Here is a 25,905-nt window from a genome sequence, read left to right on the forward strand (position 1 = left end):
GGCAATCGCGGCGGGGCCGCCCTGCTCTTCTCCCTCTCCCCTCCGGGGAGAGGGTCGGGGAGAGGGGCCTATCGAGAGGACATCGCACTGCCCCTCTCCCGGCTCGGCTTCGCCTCGCCACCCTCTCCCCGATGGGGAGAGAGAGATATAAAGGGGGACTGGGGGCTGCCGCCATGCGCGGCGGCCCCTTTTCTCTCCGAGTTGAGGCCCGCGGCGCTTTGCGCCATGCTGGCCGCCCGAAAGCTGGACGCCCCGAATGACCCGACCGGTCGCCCTCGACAATGTCGCCCATGCCGATCTGCGCGTCGCGCTGCGCCACGGCGCCGCCTATGGCGACGCGGTCAACCAGGCGCTGCTCTTCCCCACCGAATTCGCCGAGGCGCAGCGCGATTTCCCGATCCTGTTCCGCCGCGATCCCGCCGAGGGGCTCCAGGCGATTGCCCTGCTCGGGCTCGACCGCGACGAGAACCTGTTCCTCGACGGCGATCGCTGGACCAGCCGGCACGTGCCCCTGAGCCTGCAGCGCGGCCCCTTCCTGATCGGGCTCAACCCGGACGGCAGCGCGCCAGTGATCCAGATCGATCTCGACGACCCCCGCGTCGATGCCGCGGACGGCGAGCCGCTGTTCCTGCCGCATGGCGGGCAGGGCCGCTATCTCGACCATGTCGGCAAGATCCTCGCCGCCATCCATGTCGGCATGAGTGACGCGCCGCCGATGTACGCCGCGTTCGATGCACTGGGGCTGATCCAGCCGATGGCGCTGGAGCTGCTGCTCGACGACGAGCGCCGCTATGTGATCCGCGATCACGAAGTGCTGTCGGCCGAGAAGCTCGCCGCGCTCGGCCCGGATGCGCTCGACCAGCTCAACCGCGCCGGGCATCTGGGCACCGCCTTCCTGCTCGCCGCGTCGCTGGGCAACATGGCGCGGCTGATCGAGCGCAAGAACCGCGCGGGATGAACGCCGTCGTTCAGGACGCGCCGCGGGTGCGCGAGCTGCACGGCATCGCGCCCGATGCCATCCCCTATGCCGAACTGCTGGCCGCGCAGGCGCCGGTGATCCTGCGCGGCGTGGCGCGGGACTGGCCGCTGATCGTTGCCGCGCGCGAGAGCGACGAAGCCGCGATCGCCTATCTGGAGCGCTTCGATGCCGGCCAGCCGGTGGTGGGCTTCACCGGGCCGCCCGAGATCGAGGGGCGCTTCCACTACAATGCCGATCTGACCGGCTTCAATTTCAAGGGCGGCCGCGCCGGGCTTACCGACCTGCTCGAGCGGATCCGCGCGAGCCTGGACGTGCCTGCCGCCGACAGCGTCTATATCGGCTCGACCGATCTCGACCGCTACCTGCCCGGCTTCCGCGCGGAGAACGACCTGCCGCTCGCCGATCCGATGTTCGCGCACGGCGTGCTCGCCAGCATCTGGATCGGCACCCGCACCACCGCGCAGGCGCATCACGACATGTCGCACAATATGGCGGTGTGCGCGGCGGGGCGGCGGCGCTTCACGCTGTTTCCCCCCGACCAGGTCGCGAACCTCTATCCCGGCCCGCTGGAGCCGACGCCCGGCGGCCAGGTGATCTCGATGGTCGATTTTGCTGCACCCGATCCGGTGCAGCATCCGCGCTTCCGCGATGCGCTGGCGGCGGCACAGGTGGCCGAGCTGGAGCCCGGCGACCTGCTCTTCTACCCTGCCCTGTGGTGGCATCATGTCGAGGCGCTCGAGCGCTTCAATATACTGGTCAACTATTGGTGGAACGAGGCGCCGGCGTTTCTCGACACGCCGCAGACCACGCTGCTCCACGCCATGCTGAGCCTGCGCGACCGTCCCGATGCCGAGAAGGCGGCGTGGAAGGCGATGTTCGACTATTATGTCTTCGGCCCCGCCGGCCAGGCGGCGGCGCACCTGCCGGACCATGCGCAGGGGCCGCTCGCGCCGATCGACGCCCTGTCGGCCAGGCGGCTGCGCGCGCAGATCATCAACAAGCTCAATCGCTAGGAGGGGGAAGATGGAGCAGGCACCGGTGCGGCGCGTCGTCATCGCGGGCGGCGGCACCGCGGGCTGGATCGCGGCGGCGGCGCTCGCCAAGCTGCTCGGGCCGCTGCTCGAGATTACGCTGGTCGAGAGCGACGAGATCGGCACGATCGGCGTGGGCGAAAGCACCATCCCCACCGCGCGCACCTTCCACCAGCTGCTCGGCATCGACGAGAAGGCGTTCCTGCGTGAGACACAGTCGACCTTCAAGCTGGGCATCCTGTTCGAGGACTGGGCGCGCCAGGGCGACCGCTACATCCACAGCTTCGGCCAGATCGGCAAATCGACCTGGATGGGCGACTTCCACCATTTCTGGCTGCACGCCCGCGACGAAGGCTGGGGCGGCGAGCTGGGCGACTATTGCTTCGAGCTGCAGGCAGCGAAGGCCGGTCGCTTCGCGATCCCTGAACAGGGGCACATCAACTATGCCTATCACCTCGATGCCGGGCTATACGCGCGCTTCCTGCGCGGCTTCGCCGAGCCGCTGGGCGTTCGCCGGATCGAGGGCAAGATCGACGCGGTCGAGCAGCACCCGGAGACAGGCTTCGTCACTGCGCTCAAGCTTGCCTCGGGCGCGCGGATCGAAGGCGACCTGTTCCTCGACTGCACCGGCTTCCGCGGGCTGCTGATCGAGCAGACGCTGGCGGCAGGCTATGAGGAATGGGGGCATTGGCTGCCCACCGACAGCGCGATCGCGGTGCAGACGGAATCGATGGGCCCGGCCGTACCTTACACGCGCGCTGCGGCGCATCAGGCCGGCTGGCAATGGCGCATCCCGCTCCAGCACCGCGTGGGCAACGGGCTGGTCTATGCGCAGCATCATCTCGACGACGACGGCGCCCGCGCACTGCTCGACAGCCGGATCGAAGGCGCAAAGCTGATCGAGCCGCGGATCATCCGCTTCAAGGCCGGGCGCCGGCGCAAGGTGTGGGACAGGAACGTGGTCGCACTCGGGCTGGCCAGCGGCTTTGTCGAGCCGCTGGAATCGACCAGCATCCACCTGATCATGATCGCGATCACCCGGCTGGTGCAGCTCTTCCCGTTCGGCGGCGTGGGCGAAGGCGTCGCCGAACGCTTCAACGCGCTCAGCCGTACCGAGATCGAGAAGATCCGCGACTTCATCATCCTCCATTATCACCTGAACCAGCGCGAGGACGGCAGCTTCTGGGACCAGTGCCGGACGATGGAAATCCCGGATACCCTCGCGGAACGCATAGCGGCGTTCCGCGACGGCGCGATCGCCTGGCAGGCCTCGGACGACCTGTTCCGCGTCGATTCCTGGGTGCAGGTGATGCTCGGCCAGCGGCTCGAGCCGAGGAGCCACCACCATATGGGCCGGATGATCGTGGAGGGCGAGCTGCAGGAGGCGCTCGGCCGCCTCAAGTCCGACATCGCCGGGACGGTGGCGCAGATGCCGGCGCACCAGGCCTTTCTGGAGCGCTACGTCACCGGCTGACCGACGCCAGGGCTACGCCCCTCCGGGAACCGGACGAAAGAGGCGCTGCCCGCGGCATGCCGCGTGCAGCGCCAGGAAACCGACGGGGAGCCGGTTTTCGGTAAGCGTCAGAAGCGGAAGCGAACGCCCAGGCGATAGACCGTCTCGAGGTAGCGGACCTGCGCGGCATAGGTGTCGCCCGCTGCGTTGAACGCGCGGTAGGTGCGCTGCTGCGATCCCAGCAGATTGGCGACGCTGAAGTTCAGCGACACGAAGTCCGTGGGATTGAGCGAGCCCGAGAAGTCCAGCGTGCCGCGGCCCTTCTCGACGGTGGGCAGCGTGAGCTGCGTGGTCACCGCGGGATCGGTCACGACGCCATAGGTCTGGAAGCTGGAGCGGTAATTGTACGAGAGGCGCAGCGACAGCGGCTTGCTGTCATAGAAGAACTGCGCGTTGGCGAGGTGCGAAGACACGCCGCTGAGCGGCTGGATGCCGGGCAGCGTCGCCGCCGCGCTCGGCGACAGCTCCGAACCATGGTCGAGATAGGTGTAGTTCGCCAGCACGCCGAAATTCTGCATCCACTGCGGCAGCGACGGGATCTTGAAGAAGGTGCGGAAGCCCGCCTCGATGCCTTGGATATAGCCCTTCTGGCCGTTCTCCGGGCGATCGACGCGCAGCGGCCCGAGGTCCGGATCGTTGAGGAAGACCGTGGCGTTGTTGATGAAGCCGACCACGTCGCGGCGGAACACCTGCACCGTCGCCGAGCCCGAGCGCGAGAAATAATATTCGAGCGAGGCGTCGTAGTTAGTCGATTCGACCGGCTGCAGGTCCGGGTTGCCGCCGCTCGCGGTGCGGTAGTTGCACACCGGCGGAGTCACGCTGTTGTCGCAGGCCAGCGTCGCGTTGATCGTCAGCGTCGGGTTCAGCGAGCCGAAGGCCGGGCGCGTGCGCGTCTTGGTGAAGGAGAAGCGCGCCTGTAGCTGGCGCGACAGCTTCAGCCGGGCGCTGACATTGGGCAGATAGTCGAGATAGTCGTTGGTCTTGGCATAGGGCGTGCCGGCGCCGCTGCCGATCTTCAGCGTGCCGCTGATGTCGTTGGTGGTGCGCACGACGCGCAGGCCGATCTGGCCGTCGAGCTGCATCGATCCGATCGGGAACTTGTAGTGTGTCTGGAGATAGGCAGCGTAGGACTTCTCGTTCGCGCTATAGACCCAGTCGAGCTTGGGATAGCCCGCCGGCTGGCCCACCAGCATGCGCAGATAGTCCGCATTGTGGATGATGCTCTGGCGGGTCGGCGTGATCCAGGTGCGCGGATGCACCGTCGGATCGCCGTCGAAGCCGATCATCGACATGTGGAAGTCGAGCGGCAGGTTCACATACTGGATGCGCGGATCGGTCGCGCCGAGCACCGGCGTGCGGTTCTCCGCGGGATCGTTGTACGAATCGGAGTCGCGGTTGCTGTAGCGAACGCCCGCCTGCAGCCGATCGAAGATGCCGAAGTCGATCGGCAGGTCCGCGTCGAGCCGGCCCTGGAAGCTCTTGCCATGGTTGTCGGCGCCGTTCTCGGCGAAGTTGAGCATGCGCCACGACGACAGGCTGGCCAGGTCGATGTCGGTCACATAGGCCGAGGCACCGCCGCCGCCCGACTGGTCGTCGAAGTTGAAGACGCGCGTGCCGAGCGAGTTGGTGAAGATGTTGAACTGCATGTTGCGGTTCCAGTTGCGCGAATCGGTGAGCGCAACGTCGCCGGTGATGCGGCCGCCGCCGGGCACCTTCCAGATGAAGCCGGTGCCGCCCTGATAGGTGTCGGTCTTGTTCCACTGGGCGACCTGGTAGCCGGTGATGCCGTTGCCCGCGCCGCGCATCGTCATCTGGCAGACCAGGGTCGTGCTGTTGGGGCACATGGTGACGTCGTACAGCGGCGCGTTGCTGCCGGTATCGAAGTGCAGCGCGCTCGATTCACCCGCCGCGCGGAAGCCCTGGAACAGGAAGTCGGCATAGAATTCCAGGCTCGAGCTCGGGCGCCACTGGAGCGCCGCCGCCGCCGAGGGGCGGAAGCGGTTCGAGCTCGGATACTGGAACGAGACGCGGGTCGGGTAGCGGACGTTCGGATAGTTCGACACGCCGCCCACCACGACGTTCGCCGCATGCCGCAGGATCTGCGTGTTGTTGTCACGATAGGAATCGACGAACTTGTTGTCGGTGTAGCTGCCCTCGACCAGGATGCCGATCTCGCCGATCCCGGTCTGCCAGCGGTTGCTGATCAGCAGGTTGGCGTCGATGCCGAACTCCTGCGACTGCTGCCAGTGCAGCCCGGTGATGCCGCCGACGATGCGCGAGCCTTTGAAGTCGAACGGCTTGTGCGACTTCACATCGATCTCGCCGGCGATGCCGGCTTCGACCAGGTTGGCGCCCGCGGTCTTGAACACGTCGAAGCGCGAGACCGACGATGCCGGGAAATCCTGCAGCGCGACGTTGCGGCCCTCTGCGGTGAAAATCTCGCGGCCGTTATAGGTGGTGGTGATGTCGGGCAGGCCGCGCAGGCGAACGCCGCCGGCCTCGCCGTTCAGGCGGTCGACCTGCACGCCGGTGATGCGCGCGAGCGATTCGGCGCCGGTGGAATCGGGAAGCTTGCCGATATCCTCCGCGACCAGCGAATCGACGATGTCGTCGGAATCCTTCTTGATCGCCTGCGCGGTCTCGAGGCTGGCGCGGAAGCCGCTGACGATGATCTCGGTCGGATCGGTGGATTCTTCTTCCTGCGCCACCGGCACGGTCGTCGGCGCCGGCGTCGCAGTCTGCGCCGCGGCGACACCCGGAACCGCCATCAGTGCAAAGGCCGAAGCCGAAACCAACCAACGAGAATTGCAGCGAACCATTCTTCCCCTCCCATTTCGTCCGAGTTTTGCCACTCGGGGCTTATCTATCCGAATTATCATACTAAAATTGGCCTGACAATATCAAGGCCGATGTCTGACCGATTTCCGCGCAAGTACTTCATGTCATAGCGAAATCCAGGCAGCCCCCGCGCTGGCATGACAGCTTCTCGCGGCTGCACCCTCAGTTTGCCGGCCGGACTCGTCGAGAAAACCGGGCGCCGCGGCGACGATGCCGCGCATGGATTCGCGCGCCGCAGCCCAGTCGCCGCTGGCGATCGCGCCATGCACCGCGGCATAGGCGGGAATGTCGGGCGCCGTGGCCCGTCCCGCGCCACGCACGCGGCTGGAGATGCGCAGCGCGGTGCCCACCGCCGCCTGGAACTGCTTGTAGAACGGGTTGCGCGAGGCCTCGAGAATCTCGCAGTGGAAGGCGATCTGCGCATCGAGCGGATCTTCCTGATGCCGCTTCGATCGCCGGATGGCCTCGAAGGCACCCGAGATGCGGTGGACGTCGCGCGGCCAGGCGAAGCGCGCCGCGAATTCCGCCGCGGCCGGCTCGATCGCGATGCGGAGCTGGTTGAACTGACGCAGCACCTCGGCCGACTGGCGCTGCTGGAGCAGCCAGCGCAGTACGTCGGTATCGAGCAGGCTCCAATGCGAGACGGGCAGGATGAAGGTGCCCTGGCGCGGGCGGCTGGCGAGCAGCCCCTTGGCAGTGAGCATCTTCACTGCCTCGCGCGTCACCGACAGGCTGGTGCCATATTGCTCGGCCAGCTCGGCCTCGGGCGGAAAGGGCTTGCCGTCATAATGGCCCGCCGCGATCGCCCCGCCGATCGCATGGAGCAGCCCGAAGGTGAGGTTGTGCCCCAGTTGCGGGCGCGTCTCGCCACCCACAGCCGGCCCGGGAAATGCCAGGGGAGACCAGGCGTTCACGCCTAGGGCTTCCGCGCTTCGGGAAACGCCGCGACGAGCGCGTCATATTCCTTGCGGCTGATCTCGAGCATCGAGCCGTGGCGGGTGCCCGCGGGCATCGAGAAGCGGTTCCACCGCTCCACCCCGCTATTGCCCTGCATCTGGAACCACGGCCCCTCGAGCCGCGGCGCCTTGGAGACGCCGTAGCTGACGCCGGCATATTGCTCGTAATACATCAGCCAGTCGCGGCCGCCCGGCGCACGGATCAGCGTCGGCGCCTCGCGGAAGTTCGGGCTGACCGGCGCCCCGGGCATCGGATAGGGGCCGAGCAGCGCCGGCGCGCAGCTGATCCGCACCGTCTTGCCCGTCGTCCAGTTGTAGGAGGGATAGCGCTCGTCCTTGACCACCGCGCAATAGCCCTTGCCGCCGTCACCCGGCACGATGAACGTGTCGATCGTCGCGATATCCCAGTCGAACAGCAGCTTGGGCGGCCCGTCGAACGTCTTGAGATCGCTGGACAGCGCATAGAGCGTGCGCTGACTCGCCCAGAGCCGCTCCGGGTCCTCGGGCACGTGCGGCACGTTGGGAGTGTGCCAGGTCAGCAGATATTTGCCCGAAGGCTTGTCGAAGAAGAGCTTGGGCGCGCCGAGGCGCGGCAGCGGGTTGGGGAAGCCGCGGATGTTCGAAAGCCGGGGCTCATAGGTGCCGTAAGGCGTCCAGCGGATCAGGTCCGGCGAGCTCCAGAAGCGGATCAGATTGTCGCTGTCGCTCTTGTTGCCGACCAGGATGTAGCGCCCGTCCGGCCCGCGCACGATCGAGGGATGACCGTGATAGTCCTCCGACACCGGCATGCCGCCGTTGAGCCGGCGCCAGTGCAGCCCGTCGAGGCTCACCGAATAGTAGAGCGTACCGTAATGCTCGCTCGTCATGTGCGCGAACAGATAGGCCTTGGCCGGATCCTCATAGGGAATGACCGGCGCCCCGGGCGGCGTTTCCACCGGCCCCTGCTGCGCCCCGGCCGCGCCGCTGCCGAGCAGGAGAGCGGCCACGAACCCGCCCAGAAAAACACGCGACATCCAACTCTCCCCCTGGCGCTTGCCGGATTTCACCTCGGCGTGCGATTCTAGCTAGATTGGTCAGATAAATGTTACTATATTGGCCTGACCAAAACAAGGAGGGGACCGCATGAGCACCGAAACGCGCCGAGCGCATATTTTCCTGGCCAGCGCAGGGCTCGCAGCGGGGCTTCTGGCCTATCCGATCGGAGCGATTTCGCAGCAGGCGCCCAAGCAGGAAGCGCCGGTGAAAGAGGCGAAGCTGATCGCCAAATATTCGGACACCACCCGGCTCGGCACGCCCTGGGCCAAGGACCCGTCGGTGGTCCGCTTCAACGGCAAGTTCCTGATGTACTACACCGTCCCCGCCCCGCGCGAGAATCCGGTGGGCGTGAAGGATTTCCCCAAGGGCCTGGCGATCGGCATCGCCGAGAGCACCGACCTCAAGACCTGGACCAAGGTGGGCGAGATCCTGCCCAAGCAGCAGGTCGAGGCCAATGGCATCGCCGCGCCCGGCGCCGTCGTGATCGGCGGCAAGGTCCACCTGTTCTACCAGACCTATGGCAATCGCGAGAGGGACGCGATCAACCATGCCTGGTCGTCGGACGGCATCGTCTTCGAGCGCGACCCCGGCAATCCGGTCTTCCATCCCGATCCCGCCACCGCGAAGTGGAGCGTCGGCCGCGCGATCGACGCGGATGCCTTTGTCCATAACGGCAAGCTGATGCTCTACTACGCGACGCGCGATCCCGAATTCAAAGTACAGAAGGTCGGCGTGGCGAGCGCGCCGCTCGACTCGAAGTTCACCAAGGGCGACTTCACCAACATCAACAACGACAAGTCGATCCTCGAGCCCGAGCTGGGCTGGGAGCGCGCCTGCATCGAGGCGCCGAGCGTCGTCCGGCACGGCAAGAAGCTCTACATGTTCTATGCCGGCGGCTATAACAACGAGCCGCAGCAGATCGGCGTCGCAGTGAGCACCGACGGCGTGAAGTGGAAGCGGCTCTCCGACAAGCCGTTCCTCGCCAATGGCCCCAAGGGCAGCTGGAACAGCTCGGAATCGGGCCATCCCGGCATCTTCCAGTACGGCAGCCGCACCTTCCTGTTCTTCCAGGGCAACAACGACCGCGGCAAGAGCTGGACGCTCGCCGCCACCGAGATCGGCTGGAATGCGAAGGGCCCCTATCTGAAATAAGCCCGGCCATGCCGAGACAATGATAAGCAGGAGAGTAGATTTGGCCCTTGTCCGCATCCTGGCTGCGCTCAGCCTTGCCGCGACCGTTCCCGGCATGCTGCCGGCAGAGGCACTGGCGCAGCAGGCGCCCGCCCCTGCCCCCGGCTTCGACCTGGTCGCCGATGGCGCCGCGCCGACGATCTTCCTCAGCGCGGGCGATGCGCCGGTGGTCGAGATCGCCGCGCGCGCCTTTGCCGGGGATGTCGAGCGCGTCTCGGGCGTGAAGCCCAGGGTCTCGCAGGAAGCGCCTTCGGGCAAGCTGGCGATCCTGGCCGGCACGATCGGCGGCTCGCCGCTGATCGACAGGCTGATCGCCGACAGGCGCATCACGGTCGACAAGGTGGCGGGCCAGAGCGAGGCCTATACGATCGCGGTGGTCGACAAGCCGGTGCCGGGCGTGGAGCGCGCGCTGGTGATCGCCGGGGCGGATCGTCGCGGCACCGCATACGGCATCTTCCGCCTCTCCGAGCAGATCGGCGTGTCGCCCTGGGTCTGGTGGGCGAACGTCACGCCCGCGCACCAGGACCGGTTGCGCATCGGCGGCGGCACCATCGTCCAGGGCTCGCCCTCGGTGCGCTATCGCGGGCTGTTCATTAACGACGAGGATTGGTCGATCCGCCCCTGGGCGACGGCAAAGGACCCGACCGGCGACATGGGGCCGACCACCTATGCGCATGTCTTCGAGCTGCTGCTGCGGCTGCGCGCCAATTTCCTGTGGCCGGCGATGCACAAGGTCAGCTCGGCCTTCAACCAGGTCGACGGCAATGCCGCGATGGCCGATCGCTACGCGATCGTGATGGGCGCCAGCCACGCCGAGCCGATGCTGCGCGACAATGTTGCGGAGTGGAATTTCGAGCAGCGCGGTGAGTTCAATTACGCCAAGAACGGCAAGAACATCCTGCAGTACTGGCGCGACCGGGTGCAGGCCAATCACCAGTATGAGAATGTCTATACCGTCGGCATGCGCGGTATCCACGACAGCCCGGCCGAGATGAACAAGGGCTTCGACGGGGTCCGGCTGCTCGAAAGGGTGGTGAGCGACCAGCGTGGCCTGCTCAGCGAGGTCGGCGAGGACCCGACCAAGGTCCCGCAGATCTTCGTGCCCTACAAGGAAGTGCTCGACATCTACCGCAAGGGCATGAAGGTGCCCGAGGATGTCACCCTCGCCTGGGTCGATGACAATTACGGCTATATCCGCCAGCTCTCGACCAAGGCGGAGCAGCAGCGCCCCGGCGGCGGCGGTGTCTATTACCACATCTCCTATTGGGGCGTGCCCAACGACTATCTGTGGCTCGACACCACCCCGCCCGCGCTGATCGGCGAGGAGATGGGCAAGGCCTATGCCACCAATTCGAAGCGCCTCTGGGTGCTCAACGTCGGGGACATCAAGCCCGGCGAAAAGGGCCTGAACTATTTCCTCGACCTCGCCTATGATTACGAAGGCACCGCGAAGCTCGGCCAGCAGGGCTGGCTGAAGCAGTGGGCGACCGAGAATTTCGGGCCTGACCAGGCCGATGCGATCGCCGCGCTGCTCGGCGACTTCTACCGGCTCAACTATGCCCGCAAGCCCGAGCATATGGGCTGGAACGACGCCGAGACCGCGCCGCGGCCCACCGAATTCTCGCCGGTCGCCTATGGCGACGAGGCCGGCAGGCGCACCGCCGAGTTCCGCGAGCTCGACAAGCGCGCCGAGGAGATCGCCGCCAGGCTGCCGGCCGGGAAGCGCGACGGCTTCTATCACCTGGTGCTCTATCCGGTGCGCGGCAGCGCAATGATGAACGTGAAGATGCTCGATGCCGATCGCAGCTTCCTCTACGCGCATCAGGGCCGGGCCAGTGCCAATCTCTATGCCGATGCCGCGATCGACGCGTACAAGCGCACCAAGACGGCGACCGAGGCCTATAATGCGGTCGGCGGCGGCCAATGGGCGCACTTCATGCACGACGAGCCACGCTATCAGGCGGTGTTCAACATGCCGCCGCTCGGCCGGGTGACGCCCGCCGCCGCGCCCGGGCTTGGCGTTGCTGTCGAAGGTTCGATCGATGCCTGGGCAGAGCATCCGGCCAAGGCAGCGGAGGCCGCGGACACCAGGCTGCGCGTCCAGCGCTGGCGCACGCCCGGCGCGCCCGGCGACCGGCTGCCCGGCTTCGAGCGCGCGACCGATGCACGCCACTTCATCGATGCGTTCAACACCGGCACCGGCCCGCTCGACATCGCCGCCACGCCTTCCGCGCCCTGGATCCGCATCGAGCGCGAGATGCAGCCCGGCGGCGACCAGCGGCTCTGGGTCTCGATCGACTGGGCGAAGCTCAAGGCAGGCGAGACTGCAACCGGCAGCGTCACCGTCTCGGCGGCAGGCGCCACCCGCAGCATCGCGGTCACCGCGCGCAACCTTGCCGCGCCCAGGGGCATGCTGGTCGAGGACAATGGCATCATCGCCTTCTCGGCGCAGCGCTATGCGAAGCTCCAGGCGGTCGGCGGGCTCGGCTGGCAGGACATGCCTCGGCTCGGCCGCTCGGGCCTGGCGCTGCAGAGCAGCGTCGATCTGCCCAGCGCCGCCGATCCGGCCAAGGCGCCCTATGCCGAATATCGCTTCCGCGTGACCAATGCGGGCGCGGCCAAGCTGCGCACCACGCTGATGCCCAGCTTCGCGCTCAATGCCGAGAACAAGCTGCGCTACGCCGTCTCGATCGATGGCGGTCCGATCCAGCTCGTCGATGCCGAAGCCAAGCGCGACTGGAGTGACGGGGTGGAGCGCAACGCGATTACCTCGGTCACCGACTGGCCGACGCTGTCCGCCGGCGAGCATCGGCTGCGCATCTACGCGCTCGATCCGGGCGTGGTGCTCGACTCGCTCGTCCTCGATCTGGGCGGGCTCGCCACCGCCTATCTCGCGCCGCCGGAGACCATCGCGAAATAAGCCAAGCAAACAAGGGGGAAGGATGTTGAAGTCACTGATGATCGGCGCCGCGCTGCTCGGCGCCGCCACGGCCCTGCCCGCGCACGCCCAGGGCGCGCTCGGCGCCAGCTACAACGACCAGTTCGGCGAGCTGGACTATCGCGACCTCGAGCGCTCCGGCGCGAAATGGGTGCGGATGTCGCTGCCCCTGCCCCAGCTCGACAAGGGCGTCGGCAGCAACGGCGTGCTCAACAAGGTCCTCGAAGTCTCCGAAAAGGGCTACAGCACCGTGCTGTCGCTCAAGCTCGGCTATGTCGGCACCATCCCGCCGCAGCTGGGCAGTGACGCCTGGCTGAAGGACATCGCCCGGCTCGACGCGGTGCTCGGGCTGGTGACCGGCAAGGTCGACGTGCTGGTGATCGGCAACGATCCCTTTCTCGAGGTCCCCGAGAAGAACCGCGACGACAGCTTCAACGCCTATTACGAAGCGATCGCGAAGCATGTGATCGAGCATCGCGCGAAGAACTGCGCGGCCAGCTGCAAGACGCGCCTCTACATGGGCGCGCTGATCCGGCTGGAAATGCCCGCCGAGCGCGGCAAGGTGGTCGATCGCTGGATGAGCTTCGTCAAGGCGACGCCCGAGATCGACGGCGTGGCGATCCAGACGCATGTGGCCGAAGTCGACGAGTCCAAGGCCTATCTGAAATACATCCTGCCGCGCATGCGCCCGGACCAGAAGTTCGTCGTGACCGACTTCTCGCTGGTCAAGACCTGGGAACAGGCGATGCGCACCGAGATCCCCAAGGCCTTCGCCGACAAATATGGCGCGCCGCGAAACGCGCAGAACTGGCAGATCGTCAAGGCGTCGCTCGAGACGCCCTTCTCCAAGGCGCAGTGGGACGAGTTCCTGTCGCAGAGCCCCTGGCTGGAGAGCCGCAAGCATTTCATCGCGAGCCAGATGCAGGTCTTCCGGGAAACCGGCCGCCTCGCCGTCGCCACCATCGCCTTCCCCCAGGGCCTGGCCCCGGCGGACAAGCTCAGCCCGGGCGCCGCGGCATGGCAATTGAACAGCGTGGTCATGCGTCGCAGCGTCAAGCGCAATCCGGACGGCAGCGCGGCGTTCAACTATGGCTGGATCGACGATTTCAAGGCGGTGCAGAAGCCATGAAGACCCTGCTCACGGCCTGCGCCGCGCTGCTGAGCATCGGGGCGGCGCAGGCCCAGGGCGCGCTCGGCGCCAACTACAACGAGCATTTCGAGGACGTGGACAGCCGCGACCTCGACAAGGCCGGCGCGCGCTGGGTCCGCCTGTTCCTGACCATGCCCGAGCTCGACCGCATCCCCGCGGCCGAGCATGGCGCGGTACGGACCATCCTGAAGGTGTCGGGCCGCTACAAGACGATCCTCTCGCTCAAGTTCCCGCGCAACCGGCAGGATTTCCCGGCGCCGGGCAACCCCGAAATGGCGCGCGAGACGGCGTGGCTCGATCAGGTGCTGCCGCTGGTGATGGGCAAGGTCGACATGCTGGTGATCGGCAACGAGCCCTATATCGAGAGCCGGCGCGAGGACCGCGACCTCGATCTCAACGTCTATTACGAAGCGCTGGCGAACCGCGCGATCGCCTATCGCAAGGCGCATTGCGCAAGCGGCTGCCGGACGCATCTCTACATGGGCGCGCTCAACCGGCTCGACCTGGCGATCAACCGCACGGCCTCGACCGAGCGCTGGATGGCGTTCGTCAAGGCGACGCCCGAGATCGACGGTGTCGACATCCACCCACACCTTCCCGACATCGAAGGCTCGCGCATCTTCGTCGACTATGTGACCGCGCGGATGCGACCGGACCAGAAGTTCATCGCCACCGAATTCTCGATCGTGCGCTGGTGGGAGCAGCAGATGAAGGCCGCGGCGCCGGCCGCGTTCCTCGCGCAATATCGCCTGCCGCCCGACGCCAGGAACTGGCAGGTGATCAAGGCGGCGCTCAACGCCCCCTTCCCCAAGCCCGAATGGGACGACTTCCTGGCGCAGAGCCCGTGGTTCGAAGCGCACAAACATTATCTGCGCGATCAGATGGCGATCTTCCGCGCCTCGGGCCGGCTGGCCGTCGCCACCTATGGCTTCAAGCAGGCCAGCTCGATGAGCCGCAACTTCGGCGAAGCCACCACGCCCTGGCTGCTCAACAGCGTCTTCGCCAGCCGCACCGTCCGGCCCAATCCCGATGGCAGCGCGGCATTCGGCTATGCGTGGATCGATGACTTTCGGGCGCTGCAAAAGCCGTAGAGGCCGGCAGACACGCGTCCTTAAGGCGTAGATCGGGCGCGCGTGTGTTCATCGCCAATGGCGCGAGGCATCGAAACCCGATGTGCCTCGCCGCGGGGTGCCCTTCAGGCCGGCGCCGCGGCGGCTTTGAACACGCGCGCGAGCGCAACATATTCGTCCAGGCATTCCGGGTTGGCCATCGCCGCGGGATCGATCACTTTGGCAAGCGCCACGCCTTCGAACAGCCGCTTGATCGGCAGTTCCTGTTTCTTCGAGGAGAGCGTGCGCGGCACCGCCGCCACCTCGACGATCCGGTCGGGCACGAAGCGCGGCGACAGCGCGCTGCGGATCGTGCCGCGCAGCAGATCGGCGATATCGCTTGCCCGCGCGCCGCCGCCGGGCACGACGAACAGCAGCAGCTGGCTGTCGCCCTCCGCCACCCGCACATCGACCACCAGCGAATCCGCCACCTGGTCGAGCTGCTCGATCGCGGCATAGATCTCACTGGTGCCCATCCGGTGGCCGCCGCGATTGATCGTCGCATCGCTGCGCCCGAATATCTCACAGGTGCCGTCGGGCTCGATCTTCAGCCAGTCGCCGTGCCGCCACACGCCCGGATAGGTGTCGAAATAGGAATCGCGGTAGCGCGATCCATCGGCATCGCCCCACAGGAACAGCGGCATGTTGGGCAGCGGGCGGGTGCAGACCAGCTCGCCGACCTCGTCGGTCACCGCCCTGCCGCTTTCGTCCCATGCCTCCACCGCCGCGCCGAGCTGGCGGCATTGCAGCTTGCCGGGCACTTCGGGCAGCTCGCGATTGCCGGTGCAGAAGGCGCCGCAGATATCGGTGCCGCCCGAGCTGTTGAACCACCAGATGCCGGGCACTCCGGCACCGGCAAGCGCAGCGGAGATGCCGGTCTGCACTGCCGCGGGCAGCGGCGATGCGGTGCTGCCCAGCGCGCGCAACGCCGAGAGGTCGCCCTGCGCCGCCAGGTCGAGCCCCATCTTGGCGCACATCGAATAGAATTGCGCGCCCGAGCCGAAGAAGGTGACGCGATTGCGCGCGACGAAGCGCCACAGCGTTCCCCAGTCGGGTGCGTCACGCGAACCCGCCGGGCTGCCGTCGAAGATGCAGATCGTCGCGCCCGCCAGCAGCCCGCCGATCTGGGTGTTCCACATCATCCAGCCGGTCGAGCTGAACCAGTGGAAGCGCTCGCCCGGCGTGCGGGGATCATAGCTGGCGCCCAGGTCGCTATGGATGCGCCCTGCCGCGCCGCCCAGCAGGATGCCGCCATGGCCATGCACCAGCGCCTTGGGCTTGCCGGTGGTGCCGCTCGAATAGACGATCCACAACGGGTGATCGAAGGGCAGCCATTCGGGTTCGAAATTCTCAACCTCTTCCCCGTCGATCGCCTGCATCGCCGCAAAATCCAGCGCATCGCCGATATCGCCCGTCGCCAGCCCCGATCGCACCAGCACCAGCGCCTCGACGCTCGGCAGCTCGGCCCGCAGCTGCGCCACCACGTCGCTGCGGTCGAGGTCGCGCCCGGCATAATGCACGCCGTCGGTGGCGATCAGCAGCTTGGGCTCGATCTGGCGGAAACGCTCGAGGATCGCCGGCACCCCCATGTCCGGCGCGCAGATCGCCCAGATCGCGCCGATCGCCGCGCAGGCGAGGAACGCCACCGCCGCCTCGGGCCGGTTGGGCAGATAGGCGACGACGCGGTCGCCGCGCCCGATCCCCAGCCGGCGCAGCGACACCGAGAACGCCGCCACCCGGCGCGCCAGCTCCCGCCATTCGACCGTCTCGACCGCCCCGCGCTCATCCTCGGCGATGATCGCCGGATGCCCCGATGCCTGCCCGGCAGCGGCATGGCGCAGTGCCTGCCGCGCATAATTGACCCGCACGCCGGGAAACCATATCGCGCCCGGCATCGCGTCACTGGCCAGCACCCGGCCGGGCGTGTCGGGCGACTCGATCGCGTCGAACTCCCACAGCGCCCGCCAGAATGCCTCGGGCTGCTCGACCGACCAGCGGTGCAGCGCCTCGAAGTCCGCGAATTCGGGATGGCCGGCGGCGGCAAGCGCCTGTCGGAACTGCGCGATCAGCGTGGTCATTCTGGCGACTCTCCTGCGGCCGGCGCTACCCGCCGGCTCGCACCGACCCTATTCGGGCGGCTCGTCAAGAATCAATATTTTTTGATAGAATAAATGTAATCAGGCGACCCGCTTGGTCTGGGCCGCGGCACTGACGATCAGATCGGTCGTCCGCCGCAGATGCGCGACCATCGTGCGCACCAGCCCCTCGGCATCACGCTTGAGCGCCAGGCCGGCGATCACATGATGCTCGTCGTCGACGTCGCGCGGCGCCTTCACGTGCAGCGACAGGCCGCGATAGCGTTCGGATTGCTCGTAGAGCTGGCTGTGCAGCGCGAGCAGGCGGCGGCTGCCACAAGCGCTGACCAGCGCATAGTGAAAGGCGGCATGGCGATCGACCCATTCAGGATTGAGCGCTTCCTGGGTCTCGCCGACGACCACCGGCTCGCGCCGCAGCCGATGCTCGGCGGCCAGGATATTGGCTTCCCACTCGACATCGCCGCGCTCGACCGAGCGGCGCAGCGCCACGGCCTCGATCTCGCAGCGCAGGTCGGTCAGGTCCTCGAGATCGGCGATCGAGAGGGGGGCGACGACGAAGCCGCGCTGATCGCGCGAGACGACCAGCTGCTCGGGCACCAGTCGTGACAGCGCCTCGCGCACCGCGCCCGGGCTCACCTGGAGTTCCTCGGCAAGCTCCTGGATTTTCAGCTTCTTCTCGGGAACGTGCCGGCCCTTGAGGATGTCCGATCGGATAACCTCATAGGCAAGCGTGGTCTGGCTGCGCGCGCCGCCATTCTCCAGCTCCCGAATCTCTCCAATCAGCGACATAATCCTTTTTCGTATCGAACCACTATTTGCGCCGGTGTCGCATAATCGGCGCCGCGGCGCCATATCCCGGCGGCAGGGGACGGGTCAGGCCGCCGGTGCGATGACGCGATTCTCGATCGCGCCGATCTGCTCGACTTCGCAGCGCACCACGTCGCCGGGCTGGAGAAACAGCGGAGGCTGGCGCGCCACGCCCACGCCGTCGGGCGTGCCCGTGGCGATCAGGTCGCCGGGATCGAGCGTGAAGGCGGTCGAGAGATAGGCGATCTGGTCCCAGATATTATAGACCAGCTGCTCGGTATTGCCGTCCTGGCGCAGCTCGCCATTGACGTAGCTGCGCAGGCCCAGCGTGTGCGGGTCCGCCACTTCGTCGGCGGTGACGATCCACGGCCCGATCGGCCCGTGCGTGTCGAACGACTTGCCCATGGTGAAGGTCGGCGAATGCTGCTGCCAGTCGCGCGCCGAGACGTCGTTGCATACGACATAGCCGAAGATGTGGTCACGCGACTGGTCGGCGGTGACGTGCTTCGCCGGCTTGCCGATCACCACGCCCAGCTCGACCTCATAATCGAGTGCCTTGGACACGCCCGGATCGGTATCGGCATAGGGGCCGACGATGCAGCTGGTCTGCTTGTTGAACCAGAACTGGTTGGTCGGCGTCGCGACGCCCAGCCGCTTCGCCTCCTCGATATGCTTGCGATAGTTCATGCCGATCGCGAGATATTTGCCGGGCCGCTCAATCGGCGCGAGCAGCGACACGTCGCCGAGCGAGAGGCCGGCCGCCCCCGAATCGCGGAGCGTGGCGATCGCCTCCAGCGCTTCCGCGCCGTCCGCGATCACCGCGAGCATCGTCGGATAGCGATCCGCAAGCGAATCGAGCGGGACGACTTCGTCCCCGCGCATCACGCCGAGCCGCACTCCTTGCGCAGAATCGAAGCGCACCAGCCGCATCAGACTTCCTCCTTGCCCTCGTCCCGGTCGTTCGCCGGGTCCGGATTTCATGCCATGGGCGCATTCATAGAAGCGAAAAAACCGATTTGACTAGGAAAAAAATGTTTTTATGAAATGTGCAGACGAAAGAGCGCATGCGAAGCTAGGATCTGCCCTCGGGGGCGATCGGCTTCAGCTGGCCGGTCGGTTGGAGTGGGAGCGAGAGAGGCAATGAACGACAATGCCGTTCAGTCCGCGATAGTGGATAAGGTCCGCAGCGACCCGCGGCTGGCACGCAGCGCCGCGCCGGTCGTCAAGGCGATCGACCTGGCCCATGTCCGCTTCAGCCGCGCCGATATTGCCCGTCAGTCCCGCTTCCTCGCCGATTTCGGTCTCCGCGAAACGGGCCGGGCGGGGGAATGGACCGGCTTTTCCGGCCTGGGCGGCTATGGCCCCTGCTATCTGCTGCGCGAGGGCGAAGACCGGTTTCGCGGCATCGCCTTGGCAGTCGGGTCGCGCGCCGATCTGGAGACGCTTGCCGCGCTGCCGGGGGCCTCGCCGATCGAGCCGGCGCTGGGCTGGCCGGAGGGCGAGCAGGTTCGGCTCACCGATCCGGCGGGCAACGCCGTCCATGCCGTGCATGGCCCGCACACTGCGCCCGCGCTGCCCCGCCAGTCGCTTTCGCACAATATCGATGGCGAACTGCGCCGGCTGAACGCGATGCAGCGCCCGCCCGCCCAGCCGGCCACGGTGCTCCGCATCGGCCATGCCGTGCTCGGCGTCGTCGATTTCTTCGCGGTGGTGCGCTGGTACATCGATCATTTCGGGCTGATCCCGTCGGACATCCAGACGATCGGCGACGGCGATCCCGCGCTCGTCTTCATGCGCTGCGACCGGGGCGACACCCCCGCCGATCACCATACGCTGGTGATCGCCCAGAACGTCGTCAACGGCTTCAGCCACTGCGCCTTCGAATGCCTCGACATCGACGATATCGCGATGGGCCAGGAATGGCTGGCGGCGCATGGCTGGAAACATGCCTGGGGGCTCGGGCGCCATCTGCTCGGCAGCCAGATCTTCGACTATTGGCGCGATCCGGCGGGCGACAAGGTCGAGCATTTCATCGACAGCGACAAGTTCACCGCGGACCGCCAGGTCGATGTCTCGCCGCTCACCAGCGGCGGGCTCTATCAATGGGGGCCGGCGGTCCCCGCCGATTTCGAGAAGCCGAAGATGAGCCTCGGCCTGCTCTGGCGCGCGTGGCGCAATATCCGGGCGAGCAAGGAAATGTCGTTCGGCCGGGCCAAGACGCTGATGCAGGCGCTGAAGGATCCCCCCCGGCCCTGGCATTGATCACTCTCTTTCAAACCAACAGGCGCCCGCAAGAGGCGGCGGACAACATGGAGTTCGGGATGCGGACGAGTTTGGCGATTGCGTTGCTGGTTTCGGTTCTGGGCGGCGTTGCCCCTGCGGCGGCGCAGGAGGCCAGCTTCGTCACGCTCGGCACCAATTCGGGGCCGATCCCCAATCCGAAGCGCGCCGAGCCGGCCAATCTGCTGCGCTTCGGCGATCAGGACATCCTGATCGATGCAGGGGACGGCGCCGCCTGGCAGCTCGCCAAGGCGGGGGTGCCGCTCAAGAACCTGCACGCGATCCTGATCAGCCATCTCCATTTCGATCATACCGGCGGCCTGTTCGCGCTGATCAGCCAGCGCTACCAGATGCTCGAGCCGAGCCCCTTCACCGTCTATGGCCCGCCGGGCACCAAGGCGCTGGTCGACGGGATCGTCGCCACCATCACGGCGTCGAGCAAGGGCGGCAACAACATGCGCGCCTTCATGCCCGGTGCCGCCGGCGGCAATGTCACCGTGGTCGAGCTCGCCGATGGCGCCAGTTTCGATCTCGGCGCGGTGAAGGTCCGTGCGGTGCGCAACACCCATTTCGTCGCCACGCCCGGCGGCGACACGCCCGATGCGCTGTCCTTCGCCTATCGCTTCGACATGGGCGGCAAGGCGATCGTCTATACCGGAGACACCGGCGCGAGCGATGCGGTGACCGCGCTGGCCAAGGGCGCCGACTTGCTGGTCAGCGAGATCATGGACCCCGACATCGCGCTCGCCAAGGTTTTCGCCGGCACGCCCAATGCGCCGCAGCAGATCAAGGACATGATCGCCGAGCATTTCCGCCGCGAGCATGTCTCGCCGCTGGAGGCCGGACTGATGGCGTCGCGCGCCGGCGTGAAGCAGCTGGTGCTCACCCATAACGCGCTGCCCGACGATGCGATCGAGGGCGCCCGCGCGTCGATCGCCAAGAACTACAAGGGTCCCGTCACCTTCGCCCAAGATCTCGACAAATTCTGATCGCGCCAGGGAGGACATAGCCATGCTGCCCGCCAAGGCGATCGACGTTCACGCCCATTTCCTTCCACCCGCCTATCGTGAGGCTCTGCGCGGCGCAGGCCTCACGCTTCTTGATGGCGGCATGCCCATCCCCGCCTGGTCGCCCGAAGAGGCGATCGCGCTGATGGACGAGCTCGGCATCGCCGGCGCGATGCTCTCGGTCTCCTCGCCCTTCGCGGTGTCGCTCGCCGGCAGCCACGCGCCCGAGCTCTGCCGTGCGGTCAACGACTATGCCGCCGAGATGAAGCAGCGTTACCCGACGCGCTTCGGGGCGCTGGCGATGCTGCCGGTGCCGATCATCGACCAGAGCCTGGCCGAGATCGAACGCGCGCTCGACACGCTCGGGCTCGACGGCATCGCGCTGCCCACCAATGCCGCCGGCGTCTATCTCGGCGAGGAAAAGCTCGCGCCCGTGCTCGATGCGCTCAACGAACGCGGCGCCACCGTCTTCGTCCACCCGACCATGCCCTGCTGTTTCGAATCCTTCGGCCTCGGCCTCCCCGCGCCGATGATCGAGTTCCCCTTCGACTCCACCCGCGCGATCGCCAGCCTGCTCTATTCGCAGGCGCTGCCGCGGCGCGAGAAGATCAACTTCATCTTCAGCCATGGCGGCGGGCCGACTTCGTTCCTCGCCTCGCGGATGACGATGATCGGCGGTACCCCCTTGCTGGGCCCCCGCGCGCTGCCGATGGCCGAGGCGCGGCAATGGCTGGCGCGCTGGCATTATGATCTCACGCTGATCGGCTCGCCCGCCGAAGTCTCGGTGCTCAAGGCGATGGTCCCCACCTCGCAGATCGTTTACGGGACCGACTATCCCTTCTCGCCGGCGATCCTCGCGCGCATGGCGGCGGGGGCCTTCCCGCATCTGCCCTTCGATGCCGCCGAACAGGCGCAGGTGCTGCACGGCAATGCCGCGCGGCTGTTCCCCGCCTTCGGGCGCAAATGCGGATGCGGACAATGAGCGCGCGTGCAGAGGTTGTCGTGATCGGGCTTGGCCCGGTCGGTGCGGTGCTGAGCTGCCTGCTCGGCCAGGCGGGGCTGCGTGTGCTCGCGGTCGAGCGCTCGCACGAAGTCTATCCGCTGCCCCGCGCCGCGCATTTCGATCACGAGATCATGCGCGTCTTCCAGTCGGTCGGCATTGCTGACGAGGCACTCAACCATGCCGAGCCCGCGGGCGCATATGAGTTCCGCAACGCAGCCGGCGACTTGCTGATGGACGCGCGCCTCGACGCGCAGGGCCTGTCCGGCTGGGCGGGGTCGTACATGTTCAACCAGCCCGGCATCGAGCGCGCGCTGCGCGCCCGTCTGGCCGCGATGCCCAATGTCGAAGTCCGTCTCGGCGACGCGTTCCAATCCTATGTCCAGCATGCCGATCATGTCGAGGTCACGCTGGCCGGCGGCGATGTCGTCACTGCGCGCTATCTGGTCGGGTGCGACGGCGCGCGCAGCGCGGTACGCGAAGCGATGGGCGTCGCGCTCGACGATTACCAGTTCGACGAGCCCTGGCTGGTTGTCGATACCATCCCCGTCGATCCGGAGACGGTGCCCAAGGTCAATCTCCAGATCTGCGACCCCGCCCGGCCCACCACCTGCGTCCGCATGGGCCCGGGCCGCCACCGCTGGGAATTCATGCTGGCGCCCGACGAGACGGCGGAACAGGCCATGGCGCCGGGCTTCCTCGAAGCCTTGCTCGAACCCTGGAAGGCCAAGGTCGAGATCGAACGCAAGGCGGTCTATCGCTTCCACGGCCTCGTCGCGAAGCAGTGGCGGGATGGCCGCGTGCTGCTCGCCGGCGATTCCGCGCACCAGACCCCGCCCTTTGCCGGCCAAGGCATGTGCTCGGGCATCCGCGACGCGGTCAACCTCGCCTGGAAGCTTGATGCGATCCTCGGCCGCGGTGCCGATGATGCGCTGCTCGCCAGCTATCAGACCGAGCGCGAACCCTGCACGCGCAGCTATATCGAACTGGCGATCCACATGGGCCGCATCGTCTGCTCGCGCGATCCGCAGGTCTGCGCCCAGCGCGACGCGATGATGATGGCCGCGCTCGCGGCCGGCGCCGCGCTCCCCCTGCCCCCGCCGCACGGGCCGGGGCGCGAGGGCGGGGTGTTCGTCGCCGGAGACGTCGCGGCTGGCACGATCTTCCCGCAATTCCTGGCGGAGGACGGCGGCCGCATGGACGACGCGCTTGGCGCCGGCGCCTGGCTGATCGGCGGCGAGACCGGCAACGGCCTCACCGGCTTCGCGCTCGACGATGTCCGGCTGGCGCCGTTCCGCGCGGCGATCGAGGCGTGGCTGTTCGAGCGCGGCGCCGAGGCCGTGCTGGTTCGCCCCGATCGCTATGTGTTCGGCGCCGGCGATGCCGACGCGCTCGCCGCCGCCTGGCACCAGCGGGTCGCCGGGGAGGCGTGCCCAGCCTGAGCGCCGGGAAGAAGGGAGGCGACAATGCTACCGGGCCATGCCGACGATATTTATTCGGAAGCCGGGATCGCCGATCCCCATCTGCATGATCGTGCGATCCGCGATCGCCGCGCCGTGGTTGCGCGTGACGATGCGATCGGCCGAAATACCCCTGCCGACCATGTTCGCCTCCGTTTCGCCTGCCCGTCGGCACCCGGCTTCCCTTGCCTGCCGATGACGCCGGCCGCCTGAACACTCGAAATCCGGCGTTTCCCGCCACTTGGCATCCCGCCGGGCAAACGTTGACTCGCTCCGCAAATAATATATTTTTTAATCATAAAAACATTGAAACATTGGGAGGGTATATGAAAGGAAAGATTGCACTCGCTTGCTCAGCCGCCCTGGCCACCTGCATTGCAGCGCCGGCTTTCGCGCAGCAGACCCCCGACGCGCCCGCCGCGCATCCGGAAGCGCAACTTACCACCAATGACGAGATCGTCGTCACCGCGCGCAAGCGCAGCGAGCGCGTGCAGGATGTCCCCGCTACGGTCGGCCTGATCGATGCCGACACGATCGCCGCCAAGGCGGTGCAGGACTTCACCGACATCTCGCTGGTCGCGCCGTCGATCAACATCTCGGACGCGCCGAGCCCCAACGCCTTCTCGATCACGATCCGCGGCCTCGGCTCGGAGCCAGGCAACCCCTCGTTCGACAGCTCGGTCTCGCTGTTCGTCGACGGCGTCTATACGCCGCGCTCGCGCGAATTCTCGACCTCGCTGTTCGATGTCGGCGGGATCGAGACGATCAAGGGCACCCAGGCGGCGCTGCTCGGCAAGAACACCAGCCTCGGCGCAGTCAATCTGACGACGCGCAATCCCGGCGACCATGTCGGCTACGACATTCGCGCCACCCACGAGTTCGAGATCTACAAGAACCGGGTCGAAGGCGGGATTGATCTGCCGCTCAGCGACAGTTTCGCGGTCCGCATCTCGGGCCTGTACGACTACAACCGCGGCGCGATCCAGAACCGGATCGACAAGAGCTACGGCCCCAGCACCGATGCGCGCGCCGGCCGGATAAAGGCGGTGTGGAAGCCCAGCGCCGATCTCGACGTCACCGCGATGTACCAGGTCACCCGCGAAGTGAACAACGGCGCCACCGCCGAGTTCGTCAAGGCCACGCCGGTGCCGGGCGCGCTGGCCGCGGCGGCGGGCTATCCGGGCACGATCGAGACCAATCTCGACAACAGCACCTCGGTCTATTCGCCGGCGCTTGGCGGCGCTGGCCACGGCGTGATGAACAGCCAGCGCGGCGCGCTCACGGTCAACTGGAAGCTCGGCGACTACACGCTCACCGCGCAGACCGGCTATACCCAGTCGGACACCAGTTCGAACAGCAACGTCGCCTTCGTGCCGGGCAATTACGGGCTGCAATGGGTCACCGACAAGTCGAAGCAGGTGACGCAGGAAATCCGGCTGACCTCGCCCCAGGGCCGCGACGTCCAGTTCATCGTCGGCGCGCTCTATCTCAACGGCAGCTACGACAACGATACCACCGGCAAATTCGCCTATCCGGGAACGCCGCCGGTCACCGGTACCTCGCTGACCAACTTCAACCAGGACAATGAGGCGTTCTCAGGCTTCGGCCAGGTCGATGTGAAGCCGGTCAAGGACCTCACCATCTCCGCGGGCCTGCGCTACACCAGCGAGACCAAGTCGGTCGATCTCGGCCGCAAGGCGGTGGTACCGGGACTGTACAGCACGGTCGTGCTGCCGCCCTATGCGCCCTTCTCGATGTCCAAGACCGAAGGCAATGTCGATGCCTCGCTCGGGCTCAGCTACAAGCTCTCGCCCACGGCGATGGTCTATGCGTCGATCGGCCAGGGCACCAAGGCGGGCGGCTATGCCCAGTCGGCCTCGTTCCTCGACAAGTCCGAATATGATCCCGAGCGCGCGCGCACGGCCGAGTTCGGCTTCAAGAGCCAGTTCGCCGATCGCCGGCTGACGATCAACGCGGCAGCCTTCTACACCGAAGTGAAGGACTTCCAGCTGGTCACCTTCACCGGCCTCGCCTTCGAAGTGCAGAACACCAATCTGCGCACCTATGGCGTGGAATCCGAGATCGCCTGGGCGCCGCGGCGCGACATGCGCTTCTACTGGAACAACACCTATGCCAATGCGCAGGACACGATCACGCACAGCGACACCACGCATGCGCCGCGCTGGGCCGGCGTCGTCGGTGGATCGTTCAGCCCCGAGATCGCCGACGGCATCCGCTTCTCGCTCGACGGCGACCTCACTTATCGCTCGAGCGAAACCGGCCAGCGCAACCAGGCCAACGTGATCCGCATCCAGCCGTCGCAGCGGATCAACGCCAGCATCGGCCTGCTCAGCGACAAGGATGGCTGGAGCATCCGCCTGATCGGCAAGAACCTCAACGACGAGCGCGGCTTCGGCTTCGTCTTCCCGGCGCCGCTGATGCCCGCCGGAAACGTGCTGGCCATCCCCAGCGAACCGCGCACGATCGCACTGCAATTGGGGATGAAATACTGAAG

19 protein-coding genes are annotated in these 25,905 nt (G+C 66.9%); 12 read left to right on the forward strand and 7 right to left on the reverse strand.

Annotation, left to right across the window (positions count from 1 at the left end):
- Nucleotides 1-256: 256 nt before the first annotated feature.
- From P6144_RS15975 to P6144_RS15985, 3 genes are read left to right on the forward strand one after another with little or no spacing between them, the layout of a single operon-like run.
- A complete protein-coding gene (locus P6144_RS15975; protein WP_277768791.1) occupies nt 257-958 on the forward strand; it encodes a SapC family protein in 702 nt (233 codons plus the stop codon).
- Complete coding sequence (locus P6144_RS15980; protein WP_277768792.1) at nt 955-1,992, forward strand: cupin-like domain-containing protein; 1,038 nt, start codon at nt 955-957, stop codon at nt 1,990-1,992. The genes P6144_RS15975 and P6144_RS15980 overlap by 4 nt, the downstream gene beginning before the upstream one ends.
- A gap of 10 nt (nt 1,993-2,002) precedes the next feature.
- Nucleotides 2,003-3,484 (forward strand): tryptophan halogenase family protein, encoded by a 1,482-nt coding sequence (locus P6144_RS15985; RefSeq protein WP_277768793.1) that lies wholly within the window; start codon nt 2,003-2,005, stop codon nt 3,482-3,484.
- A 107-nt stretch (nt 3,485-3,591) separates the two neighbouring features.
- On the opposite strand, the gene P6144_RS15990 is transcribed toward P6144_RS15985, so the two are convergent.
- The 3 genes from P6144_RS15990 to P6144_RS16000 all read right to left on the reverse strand — a co-directional run bounded on the left by P6144_RS15990 (nt 3,592) and on the right by P6144_RS16000 (nt 8,330).
- Nucleotides 3,592-6,291 carry a TonB-dependent receptor gene (locus tag P6144_RS15990; RefSeq protein WP_277768794.1) on the reverse strand — a complete coding sequence of 900 codons (2,700 nt, stop codon included), beginning with the start codon at nt 6,289-6,291 and terminating at the stop codon, nt 3,592-3,594.
- 174 nt (nt 6,292-6,465) lie between these two features.
- On the reverse strand, nt 6,466-7,275 hold the full coding sequence (locus P6144_RS15995; RefSeq protein ID WP_277768795.1) for an FCD domain-containing protein: 810 nt from the start codon (nt 7,273-7,275) through the stop codon (nt 6,466-6,468).
- Nucleotides 7,276-7,277: 2 nt separating this feature from the next.
- Entirely contained in the window at nt 7,278-8,330 is a 1,053-nt protein-coding gene (locus tag P6144_RS16000) for a family 43 glycosylhydrolase (protein WP_277768796.1), read from the reverse strand.
- A 109-nt stretch (nt 8,331-8,439) separates the two neighbouring features.
- Between P6144_RS16000 and P6144_RS16005 the strand changes: the two genes are divergently transcribed.
- The 4 genes from P6144_RS16005 to P6144_RS16020 are packed head-to-tail and all read left to right on the forward strand — an operon-like array spanning nt 8,440 to nt 14,722.
- Nucleotides 8,440-9,504 (forward strand): family 43 glycosylhydrolase, encoded by a 1,065-nt coding sequence (locus tag P6144_RS16005; protein ID WP_277768797.1) that lies wholly within the window; start codon nt 8,440-8,442, stop codon nt 9,502-9,504.
- Nucleotides 9,505-9,544: 40 nt separating this feature from the next.
- The gene (locus P6144_RS16010) at nt 9,545-12,463 is read left to right on the forward strand and encodes a glycosyl hydrolase 115 family protein (RefSeq protein WP_277768798.1); all 2,919 of its coding nucleotides are present in this window, start codon (nt 9,545-9,547) and stop codon (nt 12,461-12,463) included.
- A 22-nt stretch (nt 12,464-12,485) separates the two neighbouring features.
- A complete protein-coding gene (locus P6144_RS16015) occupies nt 12,486-13,610 on the forward strand; it encodes a hypothetical protein (protein ID WP_277768799.1) in 1,125 nt (374 codons plus the stop codon).
- Nucleotides 13,607-14,722, forward strand: coding sequence for a hypothetical protein (locus tag P6144_RS16020; protein WP_277768800.1), 1,116 nt, complete (start codon nt 13,607-13,609; stop codon nt 14,720-14,722). Before P6144_RS16015 ends, P6144_RS16020 begins: the two co-directional genes overlap by 4 nt.
- Before the next feature lie 104 nt (nt 14,723-14,826).
- On the opposite strand, the gene P6144_RS16025 is transcribed toward P6144_RS16020, so the two are convergent.
- From P6144_RS16025 to P6144_RS16035, 3 genes are all read right to left on the reverse strand, one after another.
- Nucleotides 14,827-16,818, reverse strand: a complete 1,992-nt coding sequence (locus tag P6144_RS16025) for an acetoacetate--CoA ligase (protein WP_277768801.1) — start codon at nt 16,816-16,818, stop codon at nt 14,827-14,829.
- 99 nt (nt 16,819-16,917) lie between these two features.
- The gene (locus tag P6144_RS16030) at nt 16,918-17,625 is read right to left on the reverse strand and encodes an FCD domain-containing protein (protein WP_277768802.1); all 708 of its coding nucleotides are present in this window, start codon (nt 17,623-17,625) and stop codon (nt 16,918-16,920) included.
- An 84-nt stretch (nt 17,626-17,709) separates the two neighbouring features.
- Nucleotides 17,710-18,573 (reverse strand): fumarylacetoacetate hydrolase family protein, encoded by an 864-nt coding sequence (locus P6144_RS16035; protein WP_277768803.1) that lies wholly within the window; start codon nt 18,571-18,573, stop codon nt 17,710-17,712.
- Nucleotides 18,574-18,783: 210 nt separating this feature from the next.
- Between P6144_RS16035 and P6144_RS16040 the strand changes: the two genes are divergently transcribed.
- The 4 genes from P6144_RS16040 to P6144_RS16055 are packed head-to-tail and all read left to right on the forward strand — an operon-like array spanning nt 18,784 to nt 23,372.
- Nucleotides 18,784-19,905, forward strand: coding sequence for a VOC family protein (locus P6144_RS16040; RefSeq protein WP_277768804.1), 1,122 nt, complete (start codon nt 18,784-18,786; stop codon nt 19,903-19,905).
- A gap of 59 nt (nt 19,906-19,964) precedes the next feature.
- The gene (locus P6144_RS16045) at nt 19,965-20,912 is read left to right on the forward strand and encodes an MBL fold metallo-hydrolase (RefSeq protein WP_277768805.1); all 948 of its coding nucleotides are present in this window, start codon (nt 19,965-19,967) and stop codon (nt 20,910-20,912) included.
- Between the two features lie 22 nt (nt 20,913-20,934).
- Nucleotides 20,935-21,912: an amidohydrolase family protein gene (locus tag P6144_RS16050; protein WP_277768806.1), complete on the forward strand. Its 978-nt coding sequence runs from the start codon at nt 20,935-20,937 to the stop codon at nt 21,910-21,912.
- On the forward strand, nt 21,909-23,372 hold the full coding sequence (locus P6144_RS16055) for a bifunctional 3-(3-hydroxy-phenyl)propionate/3-hydroxycinnamic acid hydroxylase (RefSeq protein WP_277768807.1): 1,464 nt from the start codon (nt 21,909-21,911) through the stop codon (nt 23,370-23,372). The genes P6144_RS16050 and P6144_RS16055 overlap by 4 nt, the downstream gene beginning before the upstream one ends.
- Nucleotides 23,373-23,399: 27 nt before the next feature.
- Here P6144_RS16055 and P6144_RS16060 read toward each other — a convergent pair whose 3' ends face one another.
- Nucleotides 23,400-23,534 carry a hypothetical protein gene (locus P6144_RS16060; protein WP_277768808.1) on the reverse strand — a complete coding sequence of 45 codons (135 nt, stop codon included), beginning with the start codon at nt 23,532-23,534 and terminating at the stop codon, nt 23,400-23,402.
- Nucleotides 23,535-23,716: 182 nt separating this feature from the next.
- On the opposite strand from P6144_RS16060, the gene P6144_RS16065 reads away from it, so the two are divergent.
- The gene (locus P6144_RS16065) at nt 23,717-25,903 is read left to right on the forward strand and encodes a TonB-dependent receptor (protein ID WP_277768809.1); all 2,187 of its coding nucleotides are present in this window, start codon (nt 23,717-23,719) and stop codon (nt 25,901-25,903) included.
- Nucleotides 25,904-25,905: the final 2 nt, after the last annotated feature.

The sequence above is a fragment of the Sphingomonas sp. HITSZ_GF genome, from assembly GCF_029543155.1.
In the GTDB taxonomy this organism is placed as follows: Bacteria; Pseudomonadota; Alphaproteobacteria; order Sphingomonadales; family Sphingomonadaceae; genus Sphingomonas.

Coding starts and splice junctions, on each gene's coding strand:
- P6144_RS15975 (WP_277768791.1), top strand. CDS start 257: ATGACCCGACCGGTCGCCCTCGACAATGTCGCCCATGCCGATCTGCGC.
- P6144_RS15980 (WP_277768792.1), top strand. CDS start 955: ATGAACGCCGTCGTTCAGGACGCGCCGCGGGTGCGCGAGCTGCACGGC.
- P6144_RS15985 (WP_277768793.1), top strand. CDS start 2,003: ATGGAGCAGGCACCGGTGCGGCGCGTCGTCATCGCGGGCGGCGGCACC.
- P6144_RS15990 (WP_277768794.1), bottom strand. CDS start 6,291: ATGGCGGTTCCGGGTGTCGCCGCGGCGCAGACTGCGACGCCGGCGCCG.
- P6144_RS16000 (WP_277768796.1), bottom strand. CDS start 8,330: ATGTCGCGTGTTTTTCTGGGCGGGTTCGTGGCCGCTCTCCTGCTCGGC.
- P6144_RS16005 (WP_277768797.1), top strand. CDS start 8,440: ATGAGCACCGAAACGCGCCGAGCGCATATTTTCCTGGCCAGCGCAGGG.
- P6144_RS16015 (WP_277768799.1), top strand. CDS start 12,486: ATGTTGAAGTCACTGATGATCGGCGCCGCGCTGCTCGGCGCCGCCACG.
- P6144_RS16020 (WP_277768800.1), top strand. CDS start 13,607: ATGAAGACCCTGCTCACGGCCTGCGCCGCGCTGCTGAGCATCGGGGCG.
- P6144_RS16025 (WP_277768801.1), bottom strand. CDS start 16,818: ATGACCACGCTGATCGCGCAGTTCCGACAGGCGCTTGCCGCCGCCGGC.
- P6144_RS16030 (WP_277768802.1), bottom strand. CDS start 17,625: ATGTCGCTGATTGGAGAGATTCGGGAGCTGGAGAATGGCGGCGCGCGC.
- P6144_RS16035 (WP_277768803.1), bottom strand. CDS start 18,573: ATGCGGCTGGTGCGCTTCGATTCTGCGCAAGGAGTGCGGCTCGGCGTG.
- P6144_RS16040 (WP_277768804.1), top strand. CDS start 18,784: ATGAACGACAATGCCGTTCAGTCCGCGATAGTGGATAAGGTCCGCAGC.
- P6144_RS16045 (WP_277768805.1), top strand. CDS start 19,965: ATGCGGACGAGTTTGGCGATTGCGTTGCTGGTTTCGGTTCTGGGCGGC.
- P6144_RS16050 (WP_277768806.1), top strand. CDS start 20,935: ATGCTGCCCGCCAAGGCGATCGACGTTCACGCCCATTTCCTTCCACCC.
- P6144_RS16055 (WP_277768807.1), top strand. CDS start 21,909: ATGAGCGCGCGTGCAGAGGTTGTCGTGATCGGGCTTGGCCCGGTCGGT.
- P6144_RS16060 (WP_277768808.1), bottom strand. CDS start 23,534: ATGGTCGGCAGGGGTATTTCGGCCGATCGCATCGTCACGCGCAACCAC.
- P6144_RS16065 (WP_277768809.1), top strand. CDS start 23,717: ATGAAAGGAAAGATTGCACTCGCTTGCTCAGCCGCCCTGGCCACCTGC.